Consider the following 24,747-nt stretch of genomic DNA (forward strand, 5'->3'; position numbering starts at 1 on the left):
GCCGCGGTGTCGCATTCCAACGGGGACGGGATGGAACCGCGATCAGGAACGGCGGGCTCGTCGAGTCCACATAGGACGATGCGATGAGCCGAATAGTGACCCGCGCCAAGGAACTGCTCGCCGAGCGGCGCTCGGCTTCTACACCAGCGGCCAGCACAGGTCGTGCTGTGGGATCGGATCCTGGACCGCCTCGCCGGGCAGAACCCGTCAGAGCTGTTGTGCGTCGACCCGAGAGAGACCGAGGTCGCACGCGCCGCGACCGTCCACCTGGCACCACTGCCCGACACGAACCTGGCGCTGATGAACGGTTTGCTGCACGAGGTCCTCGCGCCGCGTCCACCTGCGCGTCGGCGACCTGGCGGAGATCACGACTCCCCGCGGCGCGATCCACGCGCGGGTCCGGATCGGCGGCATGCATGACCGACTGGAGGCGGAACGGCGCTTCGGCCTGAACCTCGATACTCGCCAGCTGACGGCGTGCTCCGCTGCGCGACGGCCACGCTCGCGAGATGCTGCTGTCATGGAGTTCCTCATGAGCCGCATGATCGTGCGGCCACGTGATCCCGACCGGTCGCTGGCGTTCTATCGGGACACGCTCGGGTTGGCCATCTATCGCGAGTTTCCCGGTGGGACGGTGTTCTTCGCGGGGAGCGGGCTGATCGAGCTGTCCGGACAGGGCGACACCGGGCCGGGACCCGACGTCGCGCTGTGGCTGCAGGTGCGGGACGTCGCCAGCACGGCCCGCGAACTCGCCGACCGTGGCGTGCCGATCGAGCGCGGGCCAAAGGAGGAGCCCTGGGGCCTGCGCGAAATGTGGATCACCGACCCGGACGGGCTGCGGATCGTGCTCGTCGAGGTCCCCGCCGACCATCCCATGCGGCGCGACCACCGGCCATGGCCCTCGTAGGGACGAACCCGTGCTGGCCACCTGGTCGGTGGCCAGCACGCACCGGGGTCAGGACTGGGGCAGGTCCTCGAACTCGACGACCTGGCGCACCTCGACCTCGATCTCGATGCCGTCGAACAGGGCGATGTACTCCTCGGCGAACTCGACCGCCTGTGCCCGGTCGTCGGCGTTGATCAGGGCGAAGCCGCCGATGACCTCCTTGGCCTCGGTGAACGGCCCGTCGGTCACGGTGACCTTCTCGGCGCGGGACTTGCGGACCAGCGAGCCCTTCTCGGAAGGGTGCACACCCTCCGCCGTGATCAGGATGCCCTTGTCGAAGGACTGCTGGATGAACCCGCCCATCTTCTCGATGAACTCGGGCGTGGGGTTCCATGCCTCCGGCACACGCTCGTCCAGTCGGTGCATCATCAGAAACCGCATTGTCTGCTCCCTGTGTTGTCTGTTCGGGCCGCTGTCACGTTCGCGTCGAACGGCCAAGTACCGGGTCGACAGTTCTACACGAGAAAATTCTGTCGGCCCCGGTTGCTTGGATGATCTGCGTGGCGGCGGTCAAACATGGCCCGCAGGGAGGCGATGCGGACCGAGCAGACGGAGGGCCTCCCGCGGGTAGAGGCCCTCCGTCCTTTCTCATGGCCGTCCGGCGCCCAGGGAGGTGGCGGCGGCGACGGCGTCGACCAGCCCGGTGCCCTTGTCGTAGCTCGACAGGTACGGACCGGCCTGCTGGTACGGGGCACCCGCGGTGAAGCGGTATGCCGTGGACTTCAGTGCGTTCTCGATCTGGCCAGGGGTGGCCGTCGGGTCGGCCTGGAACAGCTGGGCCACGATGCCGGTGATCTGCGGGGCGGCCATCGAGGTGCCGCTGATGACGTTGTACGTGCCGACGTCGAGCGGGCCGGGGCCGTTGACCGGCTGCAGGCCGGTGGCGCAGATCGGCAGGTACAGCCGGCACGCGGACACGATGTTCTCGCCGGGCGCCGAGATGTCCGGCCAGGTGGTCTGGTCGGCGGCGGCGCCACGGGAGGAGAAGTCGGACACGGCGCCGTCGCGGGTGCCGGTGCCCAGGTCGTGGTACGACGCGACCGAGAGGATCCCCGGGGTCGGGTCGGTGCCCGGCGGGTTGGACAGGTTCGTCGAGCCGTCGCCGCCGTCGTTGCCGTTGGCCCACACGGTGACCACGCCTTCGGCGGCCAGCTGACGCTGGAGCAGTACGGTGGCCGAGTTCGGGTCGAACTGGCCGCCGCCCGACGGGCCGTAGGAATTGTTGATCACCTTGATCGGCGGGCAGGTTGTGGCCGGCACCCCGGCGCCGCACGGCGCGGCGTGGTTCTCCAGCACCCAGTTGAGCGCGGCGTCGGCCCCGATGATCAGGAGCCCGGCGCCGACCGACAGCGAGACGATCTTCGAGCCCGGCGCGGACCCGCCGACCACGGTGCCGTCGGGCAGCGTGTAGTCGGTGCCGGCGGCGATGCCGCTGACGTGCGTGCCGTGCCCGCCGACGGCGAGCAGGTCGGTGTCGACGGACGTGGGCACGTCGACCAGGCAGCTTGGCGTGGTGTCCTCGGTGAGGCAGACGCCCTTGAGGCTACGCACGACCCGCGTGGCGCCGCCCGGTCCCGCGAAGGCCGGGTGGGTCGGGTCGATCCCGCTGTCGATCACGGCGACGCTCACGCCGGTCCCGTTGAGCGGTGCGCCGTTGGCGCCGACCAGCGTCTGCTGTGCTTCGCGGCTGCGGCTGGCCACGGTGCCGGACGTGGCGAAGAACTCGATGGGGTCGTTGCCCTCGACGTACGTGACGCCCGGTTGTGCCCGGACGGCCCGCACCTGGTCCGCGGTGCCGGTCGCGGCCACGACGCCGATGCGGTCGAAACTGGTGACCTCGGCAAGCCCGACCTGCTGCACGGCGCTCCGCGCGGCGGCGAGGTCGGCCCCGTGCACGAGGACGGTCATCGTGCCGGTCGCCGACCCGAGGGTCGACACCAACGACGGGGACACCGGCGCGAGCGGCTCCGCCGAGGCGACCCCCGGCACCACCCCCGAGGCGGTAAGAGCCACCGCGACAAGCAAAGTACAACGCCGAACTCGACTGACCATCAGACCTCCAACCAGCAACCCTCCGTTGCCCCCCTAACGAGCGACCCCCAATCAGGTGACGCAAGGTACGCACACAACAACCCAAAGCACCGCGAGTCTCGCGTTCAGCCCCGGCGAGTCTCGCGTTCAGCACCCCCGAGTTACGTTTTCAGGTACACCCGGGCGTTCACGAAAACGCAACTCGCAGGGGCCGAACGCGCGACTCGCGGTTAGTGGGCTAGGCCGGACTGGTAGGCCAGCACTATTAGTTGGGCTCGGTCTCGCAGGTTGAGCTTTTGCAGGATGTGGGTGATGTGGGTCTTCACCGTGGTGTCGCCGATGTAGAGGCGTTGGCCGATCTCCGCGTTGGACAGGCCGTCGGCGATGAGGCGGAAGACCTCCTGCTCGCGGACCGTGAGGTCGGCGAACTCTTTGGGGGGACGGGCGGGGCGCGCCAGGTGGGTGAACTGCTTGATGACACGGCGGGTGACCGTGGGGGAGAGCAGGGCTTCGCCGGTGGCCACGGTGCGGATCGCGGCGATCAGCTGTTCCGGCGGGTCGTCCTTCAGCACGAAACCGCTCGCCCCGGCGCGCAGTGCCTCGTAGATGTACTCGTCCAGGTCGAACGTCGTCAGGACCAGGACCCTCGCGCCGCCGTCCGCGGCCAGGATGCGGCGGGTCGCTTCGATGCCGTCCAGGTCGGGCATGCGGATGTCCATCAGGATGACCGTCGGGCTCGTGGTGGCCGCCGCCGTGATCGCCTCCCGGCCGTTGCGGGCCTCCGCCACCACCTCGATGTCCTCTTCCTGGGAGAGCAGCATGCGGAAACCGGCACGCACCATCGACTGGTCGTCGGCGACCAGGACACGGATGGTCATGAGCCGCTCAGCGGTAGGCGGGTGCTGAGGACGAAACCCCGCTCCGGCAAGGCTTCCGCGGTCATCTCGCCGCCGTAGATCTTCACCCGCTCGCGGATACCGGCCAGCCCGTGCCCGATGCCGCCGGCCGTCGACGCGCCGGGGCCGTCGTCGCGCACCTCCAGGCTCAGCTCGTCCGGACGGTAGCGAACGGTCACGTCCGCCTGCCGTGCCCGCGCGTGTTTGAGCACGTTCGTGAGGCCTTCCTGGACGATCCGGTACGCCGAACGGTCGATCGCCTCGGGCAGCTCGACGGTCTCGCCGTCGACGTGCAACCGCACGGGCAGTCCCGCACGGCCGACCTCCGCGACCAACGCCTCCAGGTTCCCCAGACCCGGATGCGGCGTCAGCTCCACGGCTTCGCCTTCCTGCCGCAACGCACCCAGCAGGCGGCGCATCTCCGTCAACGCGGTGCGGCCCGCCCGTTCCACGTCCCGCAGCGCGTCCGTCTCCTCGGCCAACTCCGCTGGCATCTTGTGCCGGATCGCCCCCACCTGCAGAACCATGACGCTGACCGCGTGCGCCACGATGTCGTGGAGTTCCCTCGCGACCCTGGCCCGTTCCTCGGCCACGGCGATCCGCACCACCGTCTCACGTTCCCGTTCGGCGTCCGCCGCGCGTCGCTCCGCCGCCTCTGTCTGCACGGCGTGCTCGCGGAGCGCGAAACCGGCCAGCCAGGCGATCGCGAACACGATCGGGATGAACGCGAGCTGGCTCGTGTCGTGGTCGGGGTCGTTGAACACCACGAGCGCACCGCCGACCAGCACGACAGCCAGGCCCAGCCTCGTCCGCCCGGCGTCGTCCACGTGGCCCAGCAGGAACGACGCGACCAGACCCCCGACGAACGCGCTGATCGGGAACACCACCAGCCGGCCGTCCACGAACGACACCGCGATCGCCACCACCCACACCGTCGCCGGTGCGGCGAAAGGGAAGCGGTGACGGCCGAGTAGCGGCAGCACGACGAACGCGACCGCGGGCGCCGCGAACCAGAGGCGCACCTCCGGCGCGTCGTACCGGAGTGCGATCTCAACCGCGCTCGCGAGTGCGGTGAGGACGATCAACACGTCCACCCCGCGTCTGATCCGGTTCACGCCGCCGACCGTACGGGACGCGCGGGCCCGGCACGTCCTACCCGAGTAGGAGAGGGAAATCGCCGGTCGGTCCGAGATCGAATCAAGCCTCGCGACGACGTGCCGAGGCACTGTCTCTTCCTAGCGTCGACACCATGAAACCAACACGCGTCGTTGCCATCGCGCTCATCGCGATCCTCGTGGGAGGACTGGTGTTCCTGCGCTTCGGGTCGGGACCGGACGAGGTCGCGGTGCCAGACGGGGCCAGAGCAGGCGACCTGACGCTCGAACCCTGTGAGTACACCACGGAAAACGGCGACCACGCCGCCGACTGCGGCACCCTCGTGGTGCCAGAGAACCGGAACGACCCCGGCTCGCGGCTCATCGCGTTACCCGTCGTCAAGATCCGCGCGGAGACCGACGAGCCGGCCGAACCGATCTTCCACCTCGAGGGCGGCCCCGGCCTGTCGAACCTGGACTTCCCCACCGCCAACCGGTTTCTCGACGGCCACGACGTCGTCCTCGTCGGCTACCGCGGTGTGGACGGTTCGACGGTGCTCGACTGCCCCGAGGTCACCGCCGCGCTCAGGCACTCCACCGACTTCCTCGGCGAGGAGTCCTTCCGCGCCTACACCGATGCCTTCCGCGACTGCGCGAAACGGTTGACCGCCGAGGGCGTCGACCTGGACGGGTACAGCCTCACGCAACGGGTCGACGACCTGGAGGCCGCGCGCGTGGCGCTCGGCTACGACCGCATCGACCTGCTCGCCGAGAGCACGGGCACCCGCACGGCACAGATCTACTCGTGGCGTCGTCCCGACAGCATCCACCGGTCGGTGATGATCGGCGTCAACCCGCCCGGCCATTTCCTGTGGGACCCGGCGACGACCGACGACCTGATCCGCCGCTACGCCAGGCTGTGCGCCGAGGACACTGACTGTCGCAAAAGGACGGACGAGCTCGCCGCGTCGATGGACCGGACGGCGGAACACGTGCCGGACAGCTGGGGCGTCCTGAACATCAAGCCGGGCAACGTGCGGCTCGCCGCCTTCTTCGGGCTCGTCGACTCGACGTCGGCCGCGGCGATGCCGGCACCCGCCACACTGGACTCCTGGCTCTCCGCGGCGGAGGGTGACCCGAGCGGGCTGTGGTTCGCCTCGCTCGCCGCTGACCTGATCTTCCCGAGGTCGTTCGTCTGGGGCGAGTACGCCGCGATCGGCACGGCCGACGCGTGGGCGCTCCCCGATGTCCGGCAGGACTCCATCCTCGACGACCCCGGCACGGCCTTCGTCTGGGCCGGCGGGCAGTTCGCCGACGCGTGGCCGACCTCGCCGGACGACGCGGAGTACCGCACCGTGCGGACCTCGGACGTGGAGACGCTGCTCATCGGTGGCACGCTCGACTTCTCTGCGCCGGCGCGAAACGCGACCAACGAGCTGCTTCCGTTCCTGCCCAACGGTCACCAGGTGATACTGGCCGAACTCGGGCACACCACGGACTTCTGGGCCACCCAACCGGAGGCGGGCGACCGGCTGATCAGCACCTTCCTCGGCAGCGGCCAGGTCGACCACTCGCTGTACCGGACCGCGAAGGTCGACTTCACGCCGTCGGTCACCCACCCGGCACTGGCCAAGATCATCCTCGGCACGATGACCGGGCTCGCGCTCGTCATGGTGCTGTCGCTGCTGCTGATGGCTCGCCGGGTCCGCAAGAAGGGCGGGTTCGGGCCGAAGGCGAGCGCGGTTCTGCGGTCGGTGTTCCCGCTCGTGCTGGGCCTCGGTGGCTGGTTCCTCGCCGCCCTCGTCATCCTGACGTTGCTGCCCAGCGTTCCCCTCGACGACGAGCTGGCGTCGGCGCTATCCGTCGGTATGCCGGTGGGGCTGGGGATCCACCTGGCCTGGCGGCGTCGCGACCAGGCCAGGAACGTCCGTACCATCGGGCTGGTGGCGGCGGTGGCCGGCGCGCTCGTCGGCGCGTGGCTGGGATTCCACGCCATGGACGGACTTCTCGCGCTCCTCACCACGATCGCCGGCGCGACCGCCGCGGCCAACCTGGTTCTTCTCGCCCTCGACATCGCGTGGGAGCGGCCTAGCGCCGTTGTTGGTACCAGTCGACCACTTCTTGGCTCAGCAGCGTCGAGATGACGACGATCGCGATGACGATCCCGAGCAGCGACGCCACCGCGCCGTTCACCAGGTTGATCAAACCACTGACGATCGAGACCGCCTCGACGGTGATGATCACGGGTCGCACCCACGCGCGGGGGCTGATGGTGAGCACGGCACAGACCAGCAGCACGAACGCGATCGCGACCGACAGGTACCCGATGAAGTAGTACCCACCGGCGCCGTCCATCGAGCTGCCGTGCTCGGCGTCCTCGTTCAGCTCGTCGATCAGCACCCAGCCGAGGAAGCCGTTGCCGATCATCTGGATGGCCAGCACGACGAGTACGCCGATGAGCCGGCCCGGCATAGAAACCTTCTGCTGTTCGGTCATGTCGGGTCTCACCTCCGCCGCCGATTTTCGTTCCGTGTGGGGATGGTGGCATAGAGTAAAGTTCCGAACATCGGATGACTGCCGCCGTGCACCCGCTGGAGCGTGTATGCGAACGCGATCGAGGTCGATCCCGTCCCTGCTGGCAATGACCGTTCTACTGACCGGAATCACCTCGACCGCCACCGCCGGGCCGCTCGCCGCGGCAGCCGCGGTGCCCACGTCTGTGGTCATACCTATCGACCGCTCCTTCGACAACGACGGCATCGACTCCGCCTCGGCGCGGGACGGGAACTTCGACGGTTCCGGCTACACGTTCCCGGCCGAGGCGTTGCCGTCCGGCCAGGTCACAGTGGACGGCGTGCCGTACGCGTTCCCTTCCGCCGCACCGGGAACGGCCAACAACATCGTGGCCATGGGGCAGCGGCTCGATCTGCCATCTGGTCGGTACCACAGCGCGCACCTCCTGGTCGCCAGTAGCTACGGCATGGCGTCCGGACAGTCGACCGTGCACTACGCCGACGGCGGCACCACGACCGCGGCGTTCGGCGGACCGGACTGGTACAGCGGATCCGGCGCGATCGCCGCTCCCTTCCGTTACACCCCAACGGGAGGCACCGACCAGCACCCGGTGTCGATCTCCGTGGCGCGGATCTGGCTCGACCCCGGCCGGGACGCCGTCGGCATCACGCTGCCGACCACGAAACCCGCGCAGCCCAACCAGTCCAGCCTGCACGTGTTCGCGCTGACCGCACAGCCCGCCGCCAGCGGCAGGGCCCTCGCGGTCCTCGGTGCGCGGTCCACCACGAAACTGCTGTCCGGCAACAACATCGAGGCGGTCGAGGCCACCGTGGTGAACCTCGGCGACGAGTGGATCACCGAGCGGGACGGCGTGTCGGTGTCCGTCGAGGTGTTCGGCGCGCGGACCGTCCGACCGGCCGCGGTGCGCAGGCTCGCGCCCGGCGAGGAGGCCCGGGTGCGGGTCGGGATCGTCCGCACCGGCGCCCCCGTCGACACGATCGTCAACGGAAAGGTTGTGGCGCAAGGCAAACGACTGCGTGTCGAGCAGCCGGTCCGCCTCACCCTCGGCGTCGCGGACTACCAGGCGACCGACGCCTCCCTCGGCCGGCACGAGTCGCCGTACTGGTTCGACGACGCCAAGTTCGGCATCTTCATCCACTGGGGCGTCTACTCGGTGCCGGCCTGGTCACCGCCGGGCGAGCAGTACGCCGAGTGGTACTGGCGCTGGATGGAGGACCCGAACAACGCGGTCCACGCCTACCACGCGCAGACCTACGGCGAGGACTTCGACTACGACGACTTCATCCCCGGCTTCACCGCGTCCCGGTACGACCCGGTGGACTGGGTGACGCTGTTCCAGGCCGCCGGCGCGAAGTACTACGTGCTGACCTCCAAGCACCACGAGGGTTTCGCGCTGTACGACTCGGCGGTGTCCGGCCGCGACTCGGTCGACCTCGGCCCGGGACGGGACCTGGTCGGCGAGCTGTTCGAGGCGTCCCGCACGCACACGCCGGAGATGAGGAACGGCCTCTACTTCTCGATGCCGGAGTGGTACAACCCGGACGGTCCGTGGACGGGCCACGGCCCGGTGAACCCGTACACCGGCACGGCCGTCCCGTACACCGGCTACGAGTCCGGCCGGAACTTCGTGCGTGACTACCAGGCCCCGCAGATGCGGGAGATCGTCCAGCAGTACGACCCGGACGTGATCTGGTGTGACATCGGCGGCGCCAACGACAGCCGGTCCGTCCTCGCGGACTACTTCAACCGGGCCAAGAACCGCCTGCACCCGAAGGACGTGACGGTCGACGACCGGTGCGGCATCCCCACCCACGACTTCACCACCCCCGAGTACACGACCTACCCGGACACGGTGGTGAAGAAGTGGGAGGCGAGCCGTGGCCTCGACCCGCGTTCCTACGGCTACAACCAGGCCACCCCGGACGAGATGTACATGACCGCCGACGAGGTCGTGGACACCCTGGTCGACGTCGCCAGCAAGAACGGCAACTTCCTGCTGGACATCGGTCCCCGCGCCGACGGCTCGATCCCGGAGATCATGCGCACCAGGCTCCTGGAGACCGGCGAGTGGCTGAAGGTCAACGGCGAGGCCGTCTACGGCACGACATACTGGTCCCGCATGGCCGCACAGGGCCCGCTGCGCTTCATGGTGAAGCAGAACGAGGCCTTCTACATCACTTCCCTGGAACAGCCGGGGGACCGGGTCGTGGTGGACGCCCCGGTCCCGATCCGCGCGGGCGACCGGGTCACCATGCTCGGCCACGGACAGAGTCTGAAGTGGACCATGGAGAGCGGGAAGCTCGTGATCGAGGTCCCGGAATCCGCCCGCGCGGCCGGCAGGTGGGCCTGGACGTTCAAGGTCACACCGAGATGACGACCTTCGCGCGGGCGTGTTCGACCTCGACGTAGTCGATGGCGGCCGCTGTCTCGGTCAGTGGGTAGGTGCGGTCGACGACCGGGGTGACCTTGCCGGACTCGATGAGTTCGCGCAGTGTCACCAGGTTCTCGCGGCTCGGCGCCTCGGTCAGCCGGACGATGCGGTCGCGGGCGAAGCGGGCCACCAGTTCCGCCTTGATCACCAGACCCATCGGGCCGACGAGGCTGCCGCCGCGGGAGACGCCGCCGCCAGAGAGGACCAGGATGCCTCCCGGGGCCACCGTTCGCCGGAGCGCACGCAGTGAGTGGTTGCCCACCAGGTCGAACACCACGTCGTACTGCTCGCCGGCGCGGGTGAAGTCCTGCTGCGTGTAGTCGATGACGTGGTCCGCGCCGAGGTCGGTGACCAACTGGACGTTCCGCGTGCTGCACACGGCGGTCACGGTCGCGCCGAACGACTTCGCCAGCTGGAGCGCGAACGTGCCGACGCCGCCCGACGCGCCGTTGAGCAGAACGCGTTGCCCCGGCTGAACTCCTGCGACGTCACGCAGCCCCATGAGCGCGGTGTTCGCGGCGAGCGGCACCGCGGCCGCCTCCTCGAAGGTGAGGTTCGCCGGCTTGCGCTCGATCTGTCCATCCGGGACGGACACGTACTCGGCGAACGTTCCTTCCAGGGCGCCGAGATCGCCGTACACCTCGTCGCCGGGGCGGAAGCGGGTGACGTTCTTCCCGACCGCCGCCACCGTGCCGGCGAAGTCCCTGCCCCGGATCCGCCGCCTGGGACGGCGGAGTCCGAACATCAGGCGGGAAAGATACGGGTCGCCGCGCATGACGTGCCAGTCCCAGGCGTTGACCGACGCGGCACGCACCTCCACCAGCACCTCATCGTCCCCGGCCACCGGGGTGTCCACGGTGCCGAACTCCAGTACGCCGTACCGGTCCTGCACGATCGCCTTCATCTCTTCTCCTTGAGGTTGAGCCATTCCGCGACGGCGAGGTTGATCACCCAGCCGGCGATCAGCAACACGTCGCCCGCCAACTGGCTTGGCGTGCCGGCGGCCGCGAACCAGATCCCCGTGACCACCGCCTGCGTGCCAGCGCCGAGGCCGATCGCGTAGCCCCGGCGCATCCAGGCGCGGTGGACGGCGACATTCCGGCGTCGGATCGCCGCCAGCCCCACGACGAGCGCGGCGACCATGAACGAGCCGAACACGAGGCGGGACCCGTTGAGCAGGTAGCTGCCGGGGTTCGGGAAGAACACGGTCAGCCACAGGCCGGCCAGTGCCGCGACGAGTCCACTGGGGACGAGTACGCGACCGGCGACCCGGTGCCACGCGCGGCGCCGCAGTCGCGGCACGAACTGGAACGCGCCGAGCACGCAGAACACTGTCGCGCCAACGATGTGCAGTACGACCGGCACGGGCGCGGCGAAGAACCGGGCGTTCTCCTCCGTGATCCGTGCGCCTCCGGTCAGCTGCGCCACGCGGAACGTGCCCGCCGCAACCGGCACGGCGCTGAGCAGGATGAGCGCGGTCGGTACCCGCCACTGCGGTCTGGCCTGGGTTCGCGTCGTCATGGCGATGATCGTGCCGCGCGGAACCCTTGCGGCTCATCGGAAGTTGGGCCGCGACCTCGTCGTCCTACGGTCCGGTCGCGGTGTCGTACTTTCGGCCAGGTCGGACCCGGTTGGTCTCGTAGGCCCACATGGCGATCTCGACCCTGTTGCGTGCGCCGAGCTTCGTCATGAGGCTGGTGATGTGTGACTTGACCGTGCTGAGCGTGATGTAGAACTCGCCGGCGATCTCGTTGTTGGTGCGGCCGCGGGCGACGGCGGCGAGGATCTGCTCCTCGCGTTCGGTGAGCGGGTCGACGGGTTGCGCCGGCGGGGTTGCTGGCTCGGCGCCCGCGAAGGTCGCCAGCAGCCGCGCCGTGACACTGGGCGCGATGAGGGCGTCTCCGGTCGCGGCGGCGTGCACGGCCTGCGAGAGCATGTCGGCGCCCGCGTTCTTGAGCAGGAACCCGCGCGCCCCGGCACGCAACGCGGCGTAGACGTACTCGTCGAGGTCGAACGTGGTGATGACGACGACGGCGAGCGGGTCATCTACGTCGGGCCCGGCGAGACGGCGGGTCGCCTCGATCCCGTCCATCTCGGGCATCCGGATGTCGAACAGGCACACGTCCGGCCGCAGCCGGCGGGCGAGGTCGACGGCCTGCCGCCCGTCCTCGGCCTGCCCCACGACCTCGATGTCCGGCTGCGCGCCGAGAATCATGGCGAGACCTGTACGCACGATCTCCTGGTCGTCGGCGACGATCACCTTGATCGTCACGATGCCGCCCTCGGCAGCACGGCGGTGACGGTCCAGCCCCGTCCGGCGTTCGGGCCTGCCTCGCACGTGCCGCCGAGCAGGCTGGCGCGTTCGATCATGCCGACGAGCCCGAACCCCGGCGACCCGGCCTGGCGCAGGTCACCGTCGTCGCTCACCCGCAGTCGTACGGTGCTCTCGTCGACCACGACCCGAACCTCGATGCGGGTCGCGTGCTTCGCGTGGCGCCGGGCGTTGGTGACGGCCTCCTGCGCGAGGCGGAAGACGGCCGCGCTGACCGGTGACGGGAGCCCGCCGGCGTCCCCGACGACCTCGACGTCGATGGGCGGCCGGGTGCGGGAGGCGAGCCGTTCGAGGTCGGCGACGCGCGGACCGGGGGACAGGTCGGCCTCGGTGCGCAGCAGCCGCACCATGCCTCGCATCTCGTCAAGGGCCCGTGCCGCCTCGGCGTCGATGAGGTGCAGGGCGTCGACCGCCGCGTCCGGATCCGAGTTGGCCATCGCGATGCCGGCCTGTGCCCGGATCGCCATGGCCGAGACGTGGTGGGCGACCGTGTCGTGCAGGTCGCGGGCCAGCCGTTCCCGCTCGAGCAGCTTCACCTGGTCCAACTCCCGGACCCGCGCCCTGGATCGGAACCGGAACACGGCACCCAGCGCCATGACGAAGGCCAGCACGACGACCCCGCCGAGCGCGTCGCCCGGGGTCAGGTAACCCAGAACGCTGGACAGGCCGATCTTGCCCGCGATGACCGCCACACCGAGCACGGCCTCACGCCCGGACCCCCACCGGAACAGCGAGTACGGCAGCAACACCATGAAGACCAGCACGTTCTGCTTGGGGAAGTCCGCACCCACCACCAGCGACACCACCGTGGCGACCCCGAACCCGACGACCACCATCAGCAGCGGCCGGGACCGCCGCCACAGCAGGGTCGCGACCAGGCCGGTCGACACGATCACGGAGAGTGCCCGCCACGACAGATCGGGCCGGAGCAGTCCTTCGAGGAGCGCGACCGGCACCAGCACACCGACCAACACCCAGTCCCGCCACACCCGCGGCGGTGCCGGGGCAGGCCGAGGCTCCCGCCAGACGGAACGAAGGAGCTCGAGCACCGACCCATCCTACGAGCCGCCCGACCGGCTCAGATCAGCCGAAAGTACGTATCCGAACGGCTCCCGATTGTTGAACTCACGGGTCGCGAGCGTTGAACACGCGGGTCACGTGCGTTGGACACGCGGGTCGCCGGTGTACCTGAAAACGCGACTCGCGGGGGTTCAGGGGGTGCAGGGTGGGGGGTCTGTGGTCAGGGTGGTGCGGACTTCGTTGGTGGCTTCGCGTAGGGCTTTCGTGTCGACGGGTTGTGCGGTCAGCGCGTCCTCCACCCGCTGCAGCGCGTCGCCCGTTCGGGCCAGGTCCGGGCCCGCCTTCTCGGCTGCGTCGGCGAAGGAGTCGATCAGGTCGGCGCCCGCCGAGCGGACCTGGTTGACGGTCGCTTCGCCGGTGGACAGGCCGTTGGCCACCACGGCGAGTGCGCCGGCCTTGGTCTCGAGGTCGGCGCACTCCGCCTGGATCGGCCCGCTCGTCGTGGTTCCCCTGGCCCGCTGGTCGTTGCCGGCCTGTGCGCAACCCGCGAGAGTGAGGCAGAGGGCGGCCGAGACGACGGCGGTGACACGCTTCATGACCCTCGGGTACCCCGTTGTCGCCTACCGTATGCCCCTGGGCTGGTGCCCCGCCAGCCCAGGGGCCACGGCTACCTCACGAGGTAGGCATCGCTGACGGTCTGCCGGACCGAGTTGCCGTTCCGATCCGTGGCTTCCGTCCTGATCGTGATGGCGCCCGCGGTGCGGGGGTTGATCACGGAACCCCGGTACGCGTTGTCCTTCGTCCGGTTCACCGTGGTCCGCGTCCAGTGCTTGCCGCCGTCCGCGGAGATCCACACCTTCACCTCGCGCAGTGGTACGACCGAGTCGCCGACCCGTGCCCGGACGGTGAAGGTGAACGGCCGGCCCGCCCGCGCGGTGTCGTCGGCGGCGACGTCGAGGTCGTGCGTCAGCTGGAGCAGCGGTTGCCACGCGCACGGCCGCTTGTCGTTGAACAGCGCCGAGTCGATGCAGGCGTACGGGTCGGTGACGGTCCCGCTGGCCGGGCGGCCGGAACGGAACGTCCAGTCCGTGGTGACGGTCTTCCCGCCGTGCTCACCGGAGAAGGCACTCTTGTAGACATCGGTCAGCCGATAGGTGGCCGTCTTCTCCGGCACGTCGTAGTACGGCAGACCGAAGACGTCGTACGCGGGTGTCAGCTCCGTGCCGTCCCGGTACAGGCGGATCTCCTCCGTCGCACCGAGGTCGGCCGCGTACTGGTGGCTCGGGTCGGCGTCGGCGAAGTGGGCGAAGCCGGCCGAGCCGAGCGAGCGCAGCCGCAGGCGGTCGCCCTGGCGGCAGTTGTCGCAGATGACCTGTGCCTGACCGGTCCCGGGCAGGGCAGGCCCGGCGAGCGTCTGTATCGGCACGACCGTCTCGTTCCAGTCCTCGGTCTCCCGTGTGCCGCGGGTGAAACCACGCCACGACATGGCGTTCCGGTCGCCGCCCGTGACGGCGTCGCCGAACCGGTAGGAACGGTTCCACAGCACGTCGTCCTGCACGGTGTAGTACTCGACGCGGCTTCCCGGCGCGGTGAACGTGTGGACGCCCCGCACGCTCAGGACCTGACCGGGGACGAAGGTGTGCTGGACCTCGGTGAACGACGGGACCGGACCCCACCGGCCCTGCATCGGCGCGAACCGGGCGTGGTAGGTCGTGTCGACCCTGGCGAGGTCCCGGTCCCGCATCCGGATGTCGATCTTGGCGGGGATGCGGTCGTGGAGGTAGTGCACCGCCTTGTACTCGTAGGGGTTCCCGAGCTCCGCGTGCAGCGCGGCCGACCTCGGCAGCTTGGCCACCAGCTGCGCGTTCTCGGCGTTGTTCACCCACAGCAGCGGGATCTTCATGTGCTCGGCGTACATCTCGCCGGTCATGACCCACGCCAGGTGGTTGTTCGTCAGCAGCCCGGCCGCGCCGTGCGCGACCGCGAGGTCCACATCGGACAGGAAGGTCGCGAGCGGTGTCGGGGTGAGGTACACGAGCTTGCCCCGGACGTCCTTGCCGGCACGCAGGTCCTGCTCGGTCGCGAACCCGACCCTGCGGTCCTCGCTGAACTTCGGCAGGATGTCGAGCCGGTCGGTGACGTACTGGGGATGGACGTTCAGGCCGGGCGCGGTGAGCGTCACCTGCGGCGCGATCCTGGTCTCGTCGCTGATGAAGCCCAGATCGCCGATGCTCGGCGCCTTCTTCGTCGGCGAGATCCAGTAGCCTCCGCGCGCGATGGCCGGGTAGCTGACGACCGAGCCGCCGGTGTAGAGCTGGCCCGCGGCGCTCGACTGGTAGTAGAAGTAGCTGGCCATAGCGGTTTCCGACGGCTGCTCGGTCGAGACGTTCACCCGCGCGAGCTTCGTCGCGTCGAGCACGACCGTGCGGTCACCGTCGACGGTGAGCTCCGGCTCGACCACCTGGCCGTACTGGGTTTCCCGGTCGGCCTTGCTCCAGAACAGCGACGTGGTCAACGAGTAGGTGCCACCGCGTGCCAGCGAAACCGTGGCCTCACGGACGTTCGGCTTGTCGGTGGCGCGCCACACCAGGAGCTTCGTGTTGGGCTCACCGGCGAACCTGGGGTCGGTGTCGGACAGCAGGGTGGTGTCGACGTAGGTGGCGAACATCGACGTCCAGCTCGGGTCGCCGATGAGCTGGAGACGCACGGTGTCCTGTTCCGCCTGCAGCCACAGGGCGATGGGCACCGCCAGGTGGTTGGTCCCGTCTCTCGCGGTGAGCCGGCCGTCGTACCAGCCGGGGGCGGCGACCGTGGGGTCGAGCGTGAGGTCCACGGTCGTGGTCGCGCCCGGCTCGACCGTCACGGACGGCGTGCTGACCGTCGCCATCCCCGCCGGTGCCGGGGTCCCGTCGTGCGCCATCGTCACCGACAGGTCCAGCGCGACCGGGGTCGTCCCGGTGTTGCGGTAGGTCACGGTCTTCGTCACCGCCTGCCCGTCGTACGGGTGGGTGACCTTCGTGAAGATCGTGCTGACGTCGTCGACCACGGTTTGCTTCGCCGCGCGGGCGAGGTCGAGGCGACCGGCACCCTGCTCGTACGCGCTGAGACCGACGTCCTTCGTGGTGCCGACCAGCGCGGCCTTGAGCTGCTCCGGCGTCCAGTCCTGGTGTGCCGCGGCGATGATCCCGGCGGCGGCCGCGACGTGCGGTGTGGCCATCGACGTGCCGGACGCGGCCGTGTACCTGTCGTCCAGTGGGCGGCCCATGGTCGTGCCGGTGGCGCGGGCGGCGATGATCCCCACGCCGGGCGCGGTGATCTCGGGCTTGATCGCCAGGTCGCCGATGCGCGGGCCGCGGCTGGAGAAGTCGGCGATCTTGTCGTTGGCGTCGACCGCGCCCACGGTGAGCGCCGAGGTGGCCGCACCCGGGGCCGCCACGGTGAACCCGCCGGGGCCGAAGTTGCCGGCGGCGATGACGAACAGCGTGCCGTACTGGGCGGTGAGCTCGTTCACGGCCGTGCTGAGCGGATCCGTGCCGTCGGTGGGGCCTGCGCCGAGGCTCATGCTGATGACGTCGACCTTCCGCGACGCCTCCCACTCCATGGCCGCGATGATCGCGGACATGGTGCCGTTGCCGTTGTCGTCGAGCGCCTTCGCGATCACCAGATCCGCACCGGGAGCGACACCCTTGTACCGGCCGGCGGAAGCGGCGCCGCTGCCGGCGACCGTGGACGCCACGTGGGTGCCGTGGCCGTGCCGGTCGGTCACGTCCTCCGGCGCACCGCCACCGGGAAAGCCCGGCTCGACGAAGTTGCGTGCCTCGACGATCCTGTTGGCCAGGTCGGGGTGCGCGCCGTCCACGCCGGTGTCGATGATGCCGACGGTGGCGCCGGTGCCGTCGTGGCCGGCCGCCCATGCCTCCGGCGCGCCGATCTGCGCGTTGCTGACGTCGTCGAGCGCCTCGACCTTCGCGTCCAGCCACACCTTGCGCACACCGCCGGCGCGTGCGGTCTGTGTGCCACTCAGGTCCGCCCAGAACGCACCGACCTGGTCCTTGGCCACGTCGAGGGCCGCGCCGTTGATGCTGGGCAGGCTCTGCGCGCCGATCGTGCCGGGGACAGCGCTTGCCTTCAGGCCCTGTCCGTACTGGACGATGACCGGCACGGCCGCGGTCGCGTTGTCCGCGTAGCCGTTCTCCGCCAGGTAGTTGACGTTGAACAGCTGACGGTCCAGCACACCGGACGCGACGAGCGGCGCGGCGTCGGACGGGAACAGGAAGTACCCGTCGTCTCCCTGCTGGGTGGAGTAGGTGAGCGACTCGCCGCCGGGCCGCGGCGTCACGTCGACGGAGGTCCGGCCGGCGGAGTCGGTCGACACGGTCACCCGGTCGCCGGTGATCAGCGTGATCGTGGCTGGCGCGGTCGCGGTGACGGCGGCCGGCGCGACGGGCTGTGGCGCGGCAGCGGCCGATGGCGCGGTGGCCACGGCGGCGACCGCGATGACCGGGACGGCGAGGAGGCGGAACAATCGCAAGGCGTGCTCCCGAAGGGGGGAAGGGGAGTTCGGGCTAACCTTGGGGCTGTCTTGATCGTTAGCGCAAGTACGCCGACAGGGCCAATACCCGCCACGTGGCGGGATCCCGCCACGAGGAGGACGCGTTGCTTGAGCCGATTGGACTGTCCGAGGTGGAGAGTCGGCTGTACGTCACGCTGATCCAGCACCCTCGTTCCTCGGCGGCGGAACTGGCTCTGCACTGCGGTGTCTCGACCGCGCAGGCCGCCCGCGCGCTCGCGTTGTTCGTGCGTCAGGGCATGGCCAGCCGGCTGCCGGGCCGGCGGTCGAGCTACCTCGCGGTCCCACCGGACATCGCGCTCCAGCCGCTGGTCGGCAGACGGGAGGAGGAACTGCACCAGGTCCGAACGGCCGTACACGAGCTGACCCACCAGTTCCGCCGCGCGTCCCGGTACACGCACCCGGCGGAGCAGGTCGAGGTCGTCACCGGCGCCAACAACATCCTCAGCCGGGTGCGGGCCCTGCAGGAGAGCGCGAAGACCAGGATCCGCGGCATCGACAAGCCACCGCACCTCATGACCGACCCGTACGCCAACACGGCCGACGAACAGCGCCGCATGGCGGACGGCATCTCCTACCGCGTCATCTACGACCGGGAGGTGCTGGCGATGCCGGAGAAGTTCGAGGAGGTCCTGGGTTCCGTACGCCGAGGCGAACAGGCCCGCGCGGTCACGGCCGCCCCACTGAAGGTGTGGATCGCCGACGACACCAGCGCCCTGCTCCCCATGCGCGGCGACACGTACACGATCGACGCGGCGTTCGTCGTGCACCAGTCGACCCTGCTGGACGCGGTGATCGCACTGTTCGAGTCCGAATGGCGCCGCGCCACCCCGGTCCGCGAGCCGGCCGCCTCCCGTTCCCCCGCCTCCCCGGACGACGAGACGAGAAACCTGCTGGGCCTCCTCGCCGCGGGCCTGACCGACGAGAGCATCGCCCGCGCACTGGAGGTCGGCCTCCGCACGGTCCAACGCCGAATCCACGACCTCATGCGAGAACTCAACGTGGTGACCCGCTTCCAACTGGGCCTGGCCGCGAAGGACCGAGGCTGGGTCTGAGCGCCACCGCGGCCGGGACGCTACAAAGTAGGCATGACTTTTCCTCCCGCCGCTGAACTGACCCTGCCCGAGGACGGTGCCTCTGGGGCGCTCGTCGGTCGTGTCTGGTTGCCTTCGGTCGGTGGTCCGGCGGTTGTCGTGGTTCGGCCTGACGGGGTGTACGACGTCACGGCCACGTTCGCGACCGTGCGGGACCTGTGTGAGACCACCGAGCCGGCCACGGCGTTGCGAGCGGCGGACGGGACGTTCGTGGGGGAGTTGGCCGCGTTGCTCGCCAACACCCCGGTCGACCACCGTGACCCGGCACGCCCGTGGTTGCTGTCGCCGGTCGACCTGCAGGTGGTCAAGGCGGCCGGGGTCACGTTCGCGGTGTCCATGTTGGAACGGGTGATCGAGGAGCGCACGGGCGGCGACGCGGCCGGGGCGGCGGACGTGCGGGCCGAGATCGTCGCGCTCGTCGGTGGGGATCTGGCCACGCTGCGGCCCGGGTCGCCGGAGGCGGCCGAGGTCAAGCGAATGCTTGTGGCACAAGGATTCTGGAGCCAGTACCTGGAGGTCGGCATCGGGCCGGACGCGGAGATCTTCACCAAGGCGCCGGTCCTGTCCACGGTCGGCACCGCGACGGACGCGGGCGTGCACCCGGACTCACGGTGGAACAACCCGGAACCCGAGGTGGTGCTGGCCATCGCTTCCGACGGCCGGATCGTCGGCGCGACCCTGGGCAACGACGTGAACCTGCGGGACATCGAGGGCCGCTCCGCGCTGCTGCTGCCGAAAGCCAAGGACAACAACGCCTCCGCCGCGCTCGGTCCCTTCCTTCGCTTGTTCGACGCGGACTTCGGCCTCGACGACGTCCGCGCCGCCACCGTGACGCTCACGGTCGACGGCACGGACACCCACCACCTGGACGGCACGTCGTCCATGCGTGAGATCAGCCGCGACCCGGCGGACCTGGTGGCCCAGCTGGTCAACCCGACCCACCAGTACCCGGACGGCGCGGTGCTCTACCTGGGCACGATGTTCGCCCCCATCGAGGACCGGGACGCGCCGGGCCAGGGCTTCACCCACCACACGGACGACGTCGTCGCGATCAGCACACCGAAGCTGGGGACGCTGGTGAACCGCATCCGCCCGAGCGACAGGTGCGAGCCGTGGCGGTTCGGTGTCGCGGCGCTGTTCCGCAACCTCGCGGGCCGTGGCCTGCTACGGGACGACCAGTGACGTGCTGACCAAACCCGCCCACGACAGCGGGTTCACCGCGCCAAGACGTGGGTGCGCCGCACGCTGTGCCTGGTTGAGCAGGTCCGGCAGCGGGGTGACGCCGTCGAGTGCCCGGTACACATGCGACAGCAGCGAGCCGGTCCAGTGGTCGGGCAGTGTCCACGAGCCGGTGACCACATTGGACGCTCCGGACGACAGGAGCAGTGCGAGCGCGCCCGTCGCGTCGGCGTCCGCGTCCGAGTAGCACGCGGGGGCCACCACGTCCCTCGGTAGCCGGGCACCGAGCAGCGAGGGCAGCGTGAGGTCACCGTCCGGCAGGTGGAACCGGTAGTCCAGACCGGCGCCGGAGCCGCGCGTGGACAGCACCAGCAGGTCGTACTCCTGCCCGACGAGCGTCGCGACCAGCTCCTCCGGGTCCGTCACCTCGGCCAGCCACACCTGTTCGCTGTCGTGCAGTTCCCACAACGTCTTCTGCTCGCGGAGCGAGCCGGACAGCGTCGGGTCGAACGCGCCGACCACGCGCACCGGGCCGTGCCGGTGTGGCCGTTCGGCGTGCTCGGTCACCAGGCGCAGCAACGGGAACCGGTTCACCACGGCGCGGTCGGCGACCACCTCGTGCTCGCTCACCAGCAGCGCAGCGACGGGCACGTTGCGCACCACGCCGTCCGCGCACGCGAGCAGTTCGGTCTCGTGTGTGGCGAGCCAGTCACGCAGCCGGGCCGGGAGCAGCAGGTCCGTCAGCTCGTCCCGCACGTCCAGCCACGTCTGCGCGAACGCCGTCCGCTCGCCGGGGTCACGGCCCGTCCGGCCGGTGTGCAGCTGCCGCACCAGGTCGGACGCCGCCGGGGACAGCTCGAACCGGCGCACCGACACCGGCTCGCCAGGCACGGACCACACCGTGTGCCCGCACACGCTGCCGCCGTCCTCGCCGTCGGTCGCGGTCAGCGACACCATGGGTCGGTCGCCGCAGGCCTCGACGATCCGGTCGCCGTCGACCGGCCCCGGCACGTACTGGCGGGCGAAGCCCTCGTTCACGGCACGCGCCAGCCGGCCGCGCAGGTCGTCGAGCCGCGGCTCGAGCTGGGCCCGGCCGTGGGCGTGCATGTCGGGCTGGTCGGGCAGCGTCGTGGCCGGCTGCGGGTGCGCGATCGCGGCACGCAGCGCGTCGATGCGGGTCACCAGCTCGTGCAGGTCGTCGGGCAGGGACGTGTGGTTGGCCCGCAGCGTGGCCGCGCACGTGTCCTCGCGCCAGGTCTCGGCCACCTCCAGCGCCACCAGCCCGGACCGCGACACCCCGGCCCTCGCCGCGCTCGTGGTGATCGTCAGGCAGCGGGCACGCTGGTCGGCGTTGCCGGCGAGGAACCGGCCGCGGACCGTGCTGGCGCCGACCGCCGCGCTGATCGTCCCGTACCCGCGCACCGCGTCCCGCACCAGCGCGACCGCGTCGTCCGCCTTGCCGAGCTCACCGGCCACCCACGCCGCCAGCAGCGACATGTGGAACGCGGAGACGGGTTGTGCCAGCTCGTGGCACAGCGGGACCACCTCGACGAGGCCTTCGTGTGCCTCGGCCAGCCGGCCGTTCGCGACGAGTGCCTGCGCGTGGTTCTGCAGGGACCGGGCGGCCATCAGCTCGTTCGTGCTCTCGATCGACCGCAGCGTGTCGGTGACCTCCAGCGCGCGTTCCGTCCGGCCGAACGAGAGCGCGATCTCGGCCTCCGCGGCCAGCACCTCGGCGAGCAGCTCGGGCGAGCCGGCCTGTTCGGCCATCTCACGGCCCTCCGCGAAGCCCTCGTCGAGCCCTTCCGCGTTGCCGGCCGCGGCCTGGAGCCGGGCGGCCTCGACGGCGACCCGGATCATCGCGGTCGCCGCCGCGACCCGGTGCGTCGTGCTGAAGTCCAGTTCCCCGAACGAGTCCATGGCCGTCGCGACACAGCGCGCGGCCTCGGTGTCCTCGCCAACGATCCGGTGCAGCCACGCGCGGTCCGTGAGCGCGGCCAGCGCCACCGGCCCGTCCCGGTCCCGCCACGCCGAGTTGACCACGTCCTCGTTCACGCGGATGGCGTCGGCGACCTTGCCGGTGCGGCCCAGCAGGTCGGCGATGCCGAGCAGCGACTGCCGGCGGTAGCGGGCCACGGCCGACGCCTCGCCGGACGCCATGATCGCGGGGGTCCGCGATGCTCGCTCGGCGATCACCACCGCCCGCTCGAAGGCCAGCATCGCGTCCGGGACACGCATCGCCAGGTCGTGCAGCAGGGCCTGGTTGTGCTCGACGTGCCACTGCAGAAGCGGCCGTCCCGCCGAGCGGTCCCGGCCGGTCGCGGCCCGAACCGCGTCGAGCGCCCGCTCGGCCGCGTCGAGATCGCCGAGCGCGAAGTGCGCGCGGTAGACCACGAGGTCCGCCCACCCCTGGTCGGCGTGCCGTCGATGCCGCACGGCGAGTTCGGCGGCCTGCTCACCGAGACTGATCGCCCGCTGGTAATCGCCCTGATCGAACGCTGCCGACGCCGCCTCCACCCCACGGCGAACCTTCGCGCCAGAGAACAACCCCACGACAGATTGTCGTGAGTTGCATATTGCTCGTTAACAGATGTGACCATTTGGTCAAGTCCTTTTTCAGTCACTGGGCCGCTACCGGCCGTCGGACTCGCCAGGCACAATGGCCATGAGGATCATGAACTAGGGGGGATTGGTCATGCCGCGTCGACGGCGTCGTGTCTTTGAACTGTTCGTGCTGACGATCGCGCTCGTGCTCGGTGTTTCGGTCCTGGTCGGCGTCGGCCGGGACGCCACGCCCGCACCGGCCGGTCAAAGGTTCGACGGCACCGGACGGGTGGTGGTCCGCAACGCCGCGCTGGTGGTCACGATGGATCCCACCCTCGGCACCGGTGATCTCGGGTTGATCGAGAACGCCGACGTGGTGCTGGACGGTGACCGCATCAGGGCGGTCGGTCGCGGCGCGGGCAGGTCGGTCGCCGGCGCCAAGGTCATCGACGGCCGCGGCAAGATCGTGCTGCCGGGGTTCGTCGACCTGCACACGCATGCCTGGCAGTCGCTGATCCGCGGGTGCGCGACCGACAAGGAGCTGAACGGGTGGCTCGGCGGCTGCGTGCTGCCGCTGTACGGCGCGCCGGTCACCGCCCAGGACGCCTACGCGGGCGCCCGCCTGTCCACCCTGGACGCGGTGAACACCGGGGTCACGACGATGACCGACTGGTCGCACGCGTTCAACGCCGACTTCGCGCGCGGCAACCTCCGGGCACTGGCGGACTCGGGCGTGCGGTTCGTGTTCTCCTACGCTGCCAACGCGAACCCGGCGACGCTGGACGAGGTGCGCCGGGTCAAGCGCGAGGTGATCGACCAGAACCCGCTCGCGAACCTGCAGATCGGCTCACACCCGACGACGGAGAACTACGAGAACCTGGCCGCGTCCGAGCAGCTGGCACGGGAGCTGGGGGTGCCGCTGAACGTCCACCTGCACGAGTCGCGGGCGGACCCGGCCACCGGGCAGATGGACGCGCTGCGCCGCGCCGGTGCGATCCGCCCGGGGCTGCTGGTCGACCACGCGATCTACCTGACCGACGCGGAACTGGACGAGCTGGCCGCGGCCGACGTCCGGGTGGCGCACAACCCGCTGTCCAACATGCGCCTCGCGTCCGGCGTGATCCGGCTGCCGGACATGCGGGCGCGGAACATGAAGGTCGGGCTCGGACTGGACGGCGGCACCAACGACACGAACGACATGTTCAACGACATGCGCGCGGCCGTTGGCCTACAACGAGCCACGGCAGCGGACCCGACCCGCTACCCACAGCCGTCCGACGCGCTGCGGATGGCCACCCTTGGCGGCGCTGAGGCACTAGGCCTCGACGCGGAGATCGGCTCGCTCACCCCTGGCAAGCAGGCCGACATCCAGATCGTCGATCCACAGGAGACGAACTTCGCGCCGAGGGTGGACTGGGTCAGCCAGCTCGTGTTCAACGCTCAACCGGCGAATGTCGAGTGGGTGTTCGTGGCCGGCGTCGCGCGCAAACGCGGTGGCCAGGTGCTCGGCGACGTCGACCGCGCCATCACAGAAGCACAGGCGGCGGCGGATCGCCTGCGCGAACTGCTCGGGCGATGAAACGGCGGCGGCCGGCGGTTGTCGCTCGACCGCCGGTCGCCGCCTTGTCACTTACAGCCGGTAGAAGTCGGTGTAGTGGTTAGGGGAGAAGTAGACGACGCCGTTGGTCAGGTCGACGACGATCCGGTAGGCGTCACGCGAGGCGCCGCACGAGCGGGGGTAGACGTCGAACTCGCGGTAGGTGTGGTTGGCGGGCAGCTGTCCTTCGTTGTTGTAGAACCGGCCGCCCGCGAAGTTGCACTGGCCGTTCGGCCAGTTGTACCAGCCGCGGGTGCCGGGGTAGCCCATCGAGTTCCAGGTGCTGTTCGCCGAGCGGGCGGCGGAGCACCTGGAGATGGTGCAGGAGCTGTAGACGGTCGCGTCGGCCGCTGGTACGGCGACCAGCGACATGCCGAGCATGCTCGCGACGGCGGCGAGTGTCAGGACGAATCGCTTCGTCCAGGGAAGTTGGGCGCGCTGCAGGGTACGCACGGGACCTCCTAGGCAGGGTGAGGAC

General features: G+C 70.1%; 19 protein-coding genes. 6 read left to right on the top strand and 13 right to left on the bottom strand.

Features of this window, described 5'->3' with window-relative positions:
- The first annotated feature begins 520 nt into the window (after positions 1 to 520).
- On the top strand, positions 521 to 907 hold the full coding sequence (locus tag VF106_RS18540) for a VOC family protein (protein ID WP_330840997.1): 387 nt from the start codon (positions 521 to 523) through the stop codon (positions 905 to 907).
- A 48-nt stretch (positions 908 to 955) separates the two neighbouring features.
- On the opposite strand, the gene VF106_RS18545 is transcribed toward VF106_RS18540, so the two are convergent.
- From VF106_RS18545 to VF106_RS18560, 4 genes are all read right to left on the bottom strand, one after another.
- Positions 956 to 1,327, bottom strand: coding sequence for a YciI family protein (locus VF106_RS18545; protein WP_330840998.1), 372 nt, complete (start codon positions 1,325 to 1,327; stop codon positions 956 to 958).
- 207 nt (positions 1,328 to 1,534) lie between these two features.
- Entirely contained in the window at positions 1,535 to 2,998 is a 1,464-nt protein-coding gene (locus VF106_RS18550) for a S8 family serine peptidase (RefSeq protein WP_414639011.1), read from the bottom strand.
- Positions 2,999 to 3,207: 209 nt separating this feature from the next.
- The gene (locus VF106_RS18555; RefSeq protein WP_330840999.1) at positions 3,208 to 3,855 is read right to left on the bottom strand and encodes a response regulator; all 648 of its coding nucleotides are present in this window, start codon (positions 3,853 to 3,855) and stop codon (positions 3,208 to 3,210) included.
- The gene (locus VF106_RS18560) at positions 3,852 to 4,988 is read right to left on the bottom strand and encodes a sensor histidine kinase (protein WP_330841000.1); all 1,137 of its coding nucleotides are present in this window, start codon (positions 4,986 to 4,988) and stop codon (positions 3,852 to 3,854) included. The genes VF106_RS18555 and VF106_RS18560 overlap by 4 nt, the downstream gene beginning before the upstream one ends.
- A gap of 134 nt (positions 4,989 to 5,122) precedes the next feature.
- On the opposite strand from VF106_RS18560, the gene VF106_RS18565 reads away from it, so the two are divergent.
- Positions 5,123 to 7,111, top strand: a complete 1,989-nt coding sequence (locus VF106_RS18565) for an alpha/beta hydrolase (protein ID WP_330841001.1) — start codon at positions 5,123 to 5,125, stop codon at positions 7,109 to 7,111.
- Here the strand turns inward: VF106_RS18565 and VF106_RS18570 are convergent.
- Positions 7,056 to 7,463 carry a hypothetical protein gene (locus tag VF106_RS18570; protein ID WP_330841002.1) on the bottom strand — a complete coding sequence of 136 codons (408 nt, stop codon included), beginning with the start codon at positions 7,461 to 7,463 and terminating at the stop codon, positions 7,056 to 7,058. The genes VF106_RS18565 and VF106_RS18570 overlap by 56 nt on opposite strands.
- 106 nt (positions 7,464 to 7,569) lie before the next feature.
- Here VF106_RS18570 and VF106_RS18575 point away from each other — a divergent pair, with 106 nt between their 5' ends.
- A complete protein-coding gene (locus VF106_RS18575) occupies positions 7,570 to 9,876 on the top strand; it encodes an alpha-L-fucosidase (protein ID WP_330841003.1) in 2,307 nt (768 codons plus the stop codon).
- Here VF106_RS18575 and VF106_RS18580 read toward each other — a convergent pair.
- The 6 genes from VF106_RS18580 to VF106_RS18605 form a co-directional block, all read right to left on the bottom strand.
- Positions 9,863 to 10,837 carry an NAD(P)-dependent alcohol dehydrogenase gene (locus tag VF106_RS18580; protein WP_330841004.1) on the bottom strand — a complete coding sequence of 325 codons (975 nt, stop codon included), beginning with the start codon at positions 10,835 to 10,837 and terminating at the stop codon, positions 9,863 to 9,865. The genes VF106_RS18575 and VF106_RS18580 overlap by 14 nt on opposite strands.
- A complete protein-coding gene (locus tag VF106_RS18585; protein ID WP_330841005.1) occupies positions 10,834 to 11,454 on the bottom strand; it encodes a DUF2306 domain-containing protein in 621 nt (206 codons plus the stop codon). Before VF106_RS18585 ends, VF106_RS18580 begins: the two co-directional genes overlap by 4 nt.
- A 64-nt stretch (positions 11,455 to 11,518) precedes the next feature.
- Entirely contained in the window at positions 11,519 to 12,205 is a 687-nt protein-coding gene (locus VF106_RS18590; RefSeq protein WP_330841006.1) for a response regulator, read from the bottom strand.
- On the bottom strand, positions 12,202 to 13,314 hold the full coding sequence (locus tag VF106_RS18595) for a sensor histidine kinase (RefSeq protein ID WP_330841007.1): 1,113 nt from the start codon (positions 13,312 to 13,314) through the stop codon (positions 12,202 to 12,204). The genes VF106_RS18590 and VF106_RS18595 overlap by 4 nt, the downstream gene beginning before the upstream one ends.
- Before the next feature lie 162 nt (positions 13,315 to 13,476).
- The gene (locus tag VF106_RS18600) at positions 13,477 to 13,881 is read right to left on the bottom strand and encodes a hypothetical protein (RefSeq protein WP_330841008.1); all 405 of its coding nucleotides are present in this window, start codon (positions 13,879 to 13,881) and stop codon (positions 13,477 to 13,479) included.
- Positions 13,882 to 13,952: 71 nt separating this feature from the next.
- Positions 13,953 to 17,816, bottom strand: coding sequence for a S8 family peptidase (locus VF106_RS18605; RefSeq protein WP_330841009.1), 3,864 nt, complete (start codon positions 17,814 to 17,816; stop codon positions 13,953 to 13,955).
- Between the two features lie 125 nt (positions 17,817 to 17,941).
- Between VF106_RS18605 and VF106_RS18610 the strand changes: the two genes are divergently transcribed.
- On the top strand, positions 17,942 to 18,910 hold the full coding sequence (locus tag VF106_RS18610; RefSeq protein ID WP_330841010.1) for a helix-turn-helix domain-containing protein: 969 nt from the start codon (positions 17,942 to 17,944) through the stop codon (positions 18,908 to 18,910).
- Between the two features lie 33 nt (positions 18,911 to 18,943).
- Positions 18,944 to 20,131 (top strand): fumarylacetoacetate hydrolase family protein, encoded by a 1,188-nt coding sequence (locus VF106_RS18615; protein ID WP_330841011.1) that lies wholly within the window; start codon positions 18,944 to 18,946, stop codon positions 20,129 to 20,131.
- Here the strand turns inward: VF106_RS18615 and VF106_RS18620 are convergent.
- The gene (locus VF106_RS18620; RefSeq protein WP_330841012.1) at positions 20,114 to 22,681 is read right to left on the bottom strand and encodes a tetratricopeptide repeat protein; all 2,568 of its coding nucleotides are present in this window, start codon (positions 22,679 to 22,681) and stop codon (positions 20,114 to 20,116) included. The genes VF106_RS18615 and VF106_RS18620 overlap by 18 nt on opposite strands.
- A gap of 142 nt (positions 22,682 to 22,823) precedes the next feature.
- On the opposite strand from VF106_RS18620, the gene VF106_RS18625 reads away from it, so the two are divergent.
- Entirely contained in the window at positions 22,824 to 24,251 is a 1,428-nt protein-coding gene (locus VF106_RS18625) for an amidohydrolase family protein (RefSeq protein WP_330841013.1), read from the top strand.
- Between the two features lie 51 nt (positions 24,252 to 24,302).
- On the opposite strand, the gene VF106_RS18630 is transcribed toward VF106_RS18625, so the two are convergent.
- Entirely contained in the window at positions 24,303 to 24,722 is a 420-nt protein-coding gene (locus tag VF106_RS18630) for a ribonuclease domain-containing protein (protein ID WP_330841014.1), read from the bottom strand.
- Positions 24,723 to 24,747 lie beyond the last annotated feature (25 nt).

This window comes from Actinophytocola sp. (genome assembly GCF_036378875.1).
GTDB lineage: Bacteria > Actinomycetota > Actinomycetes > Mycobacteriales > Pseudonocardiaceae > Actinophytocola.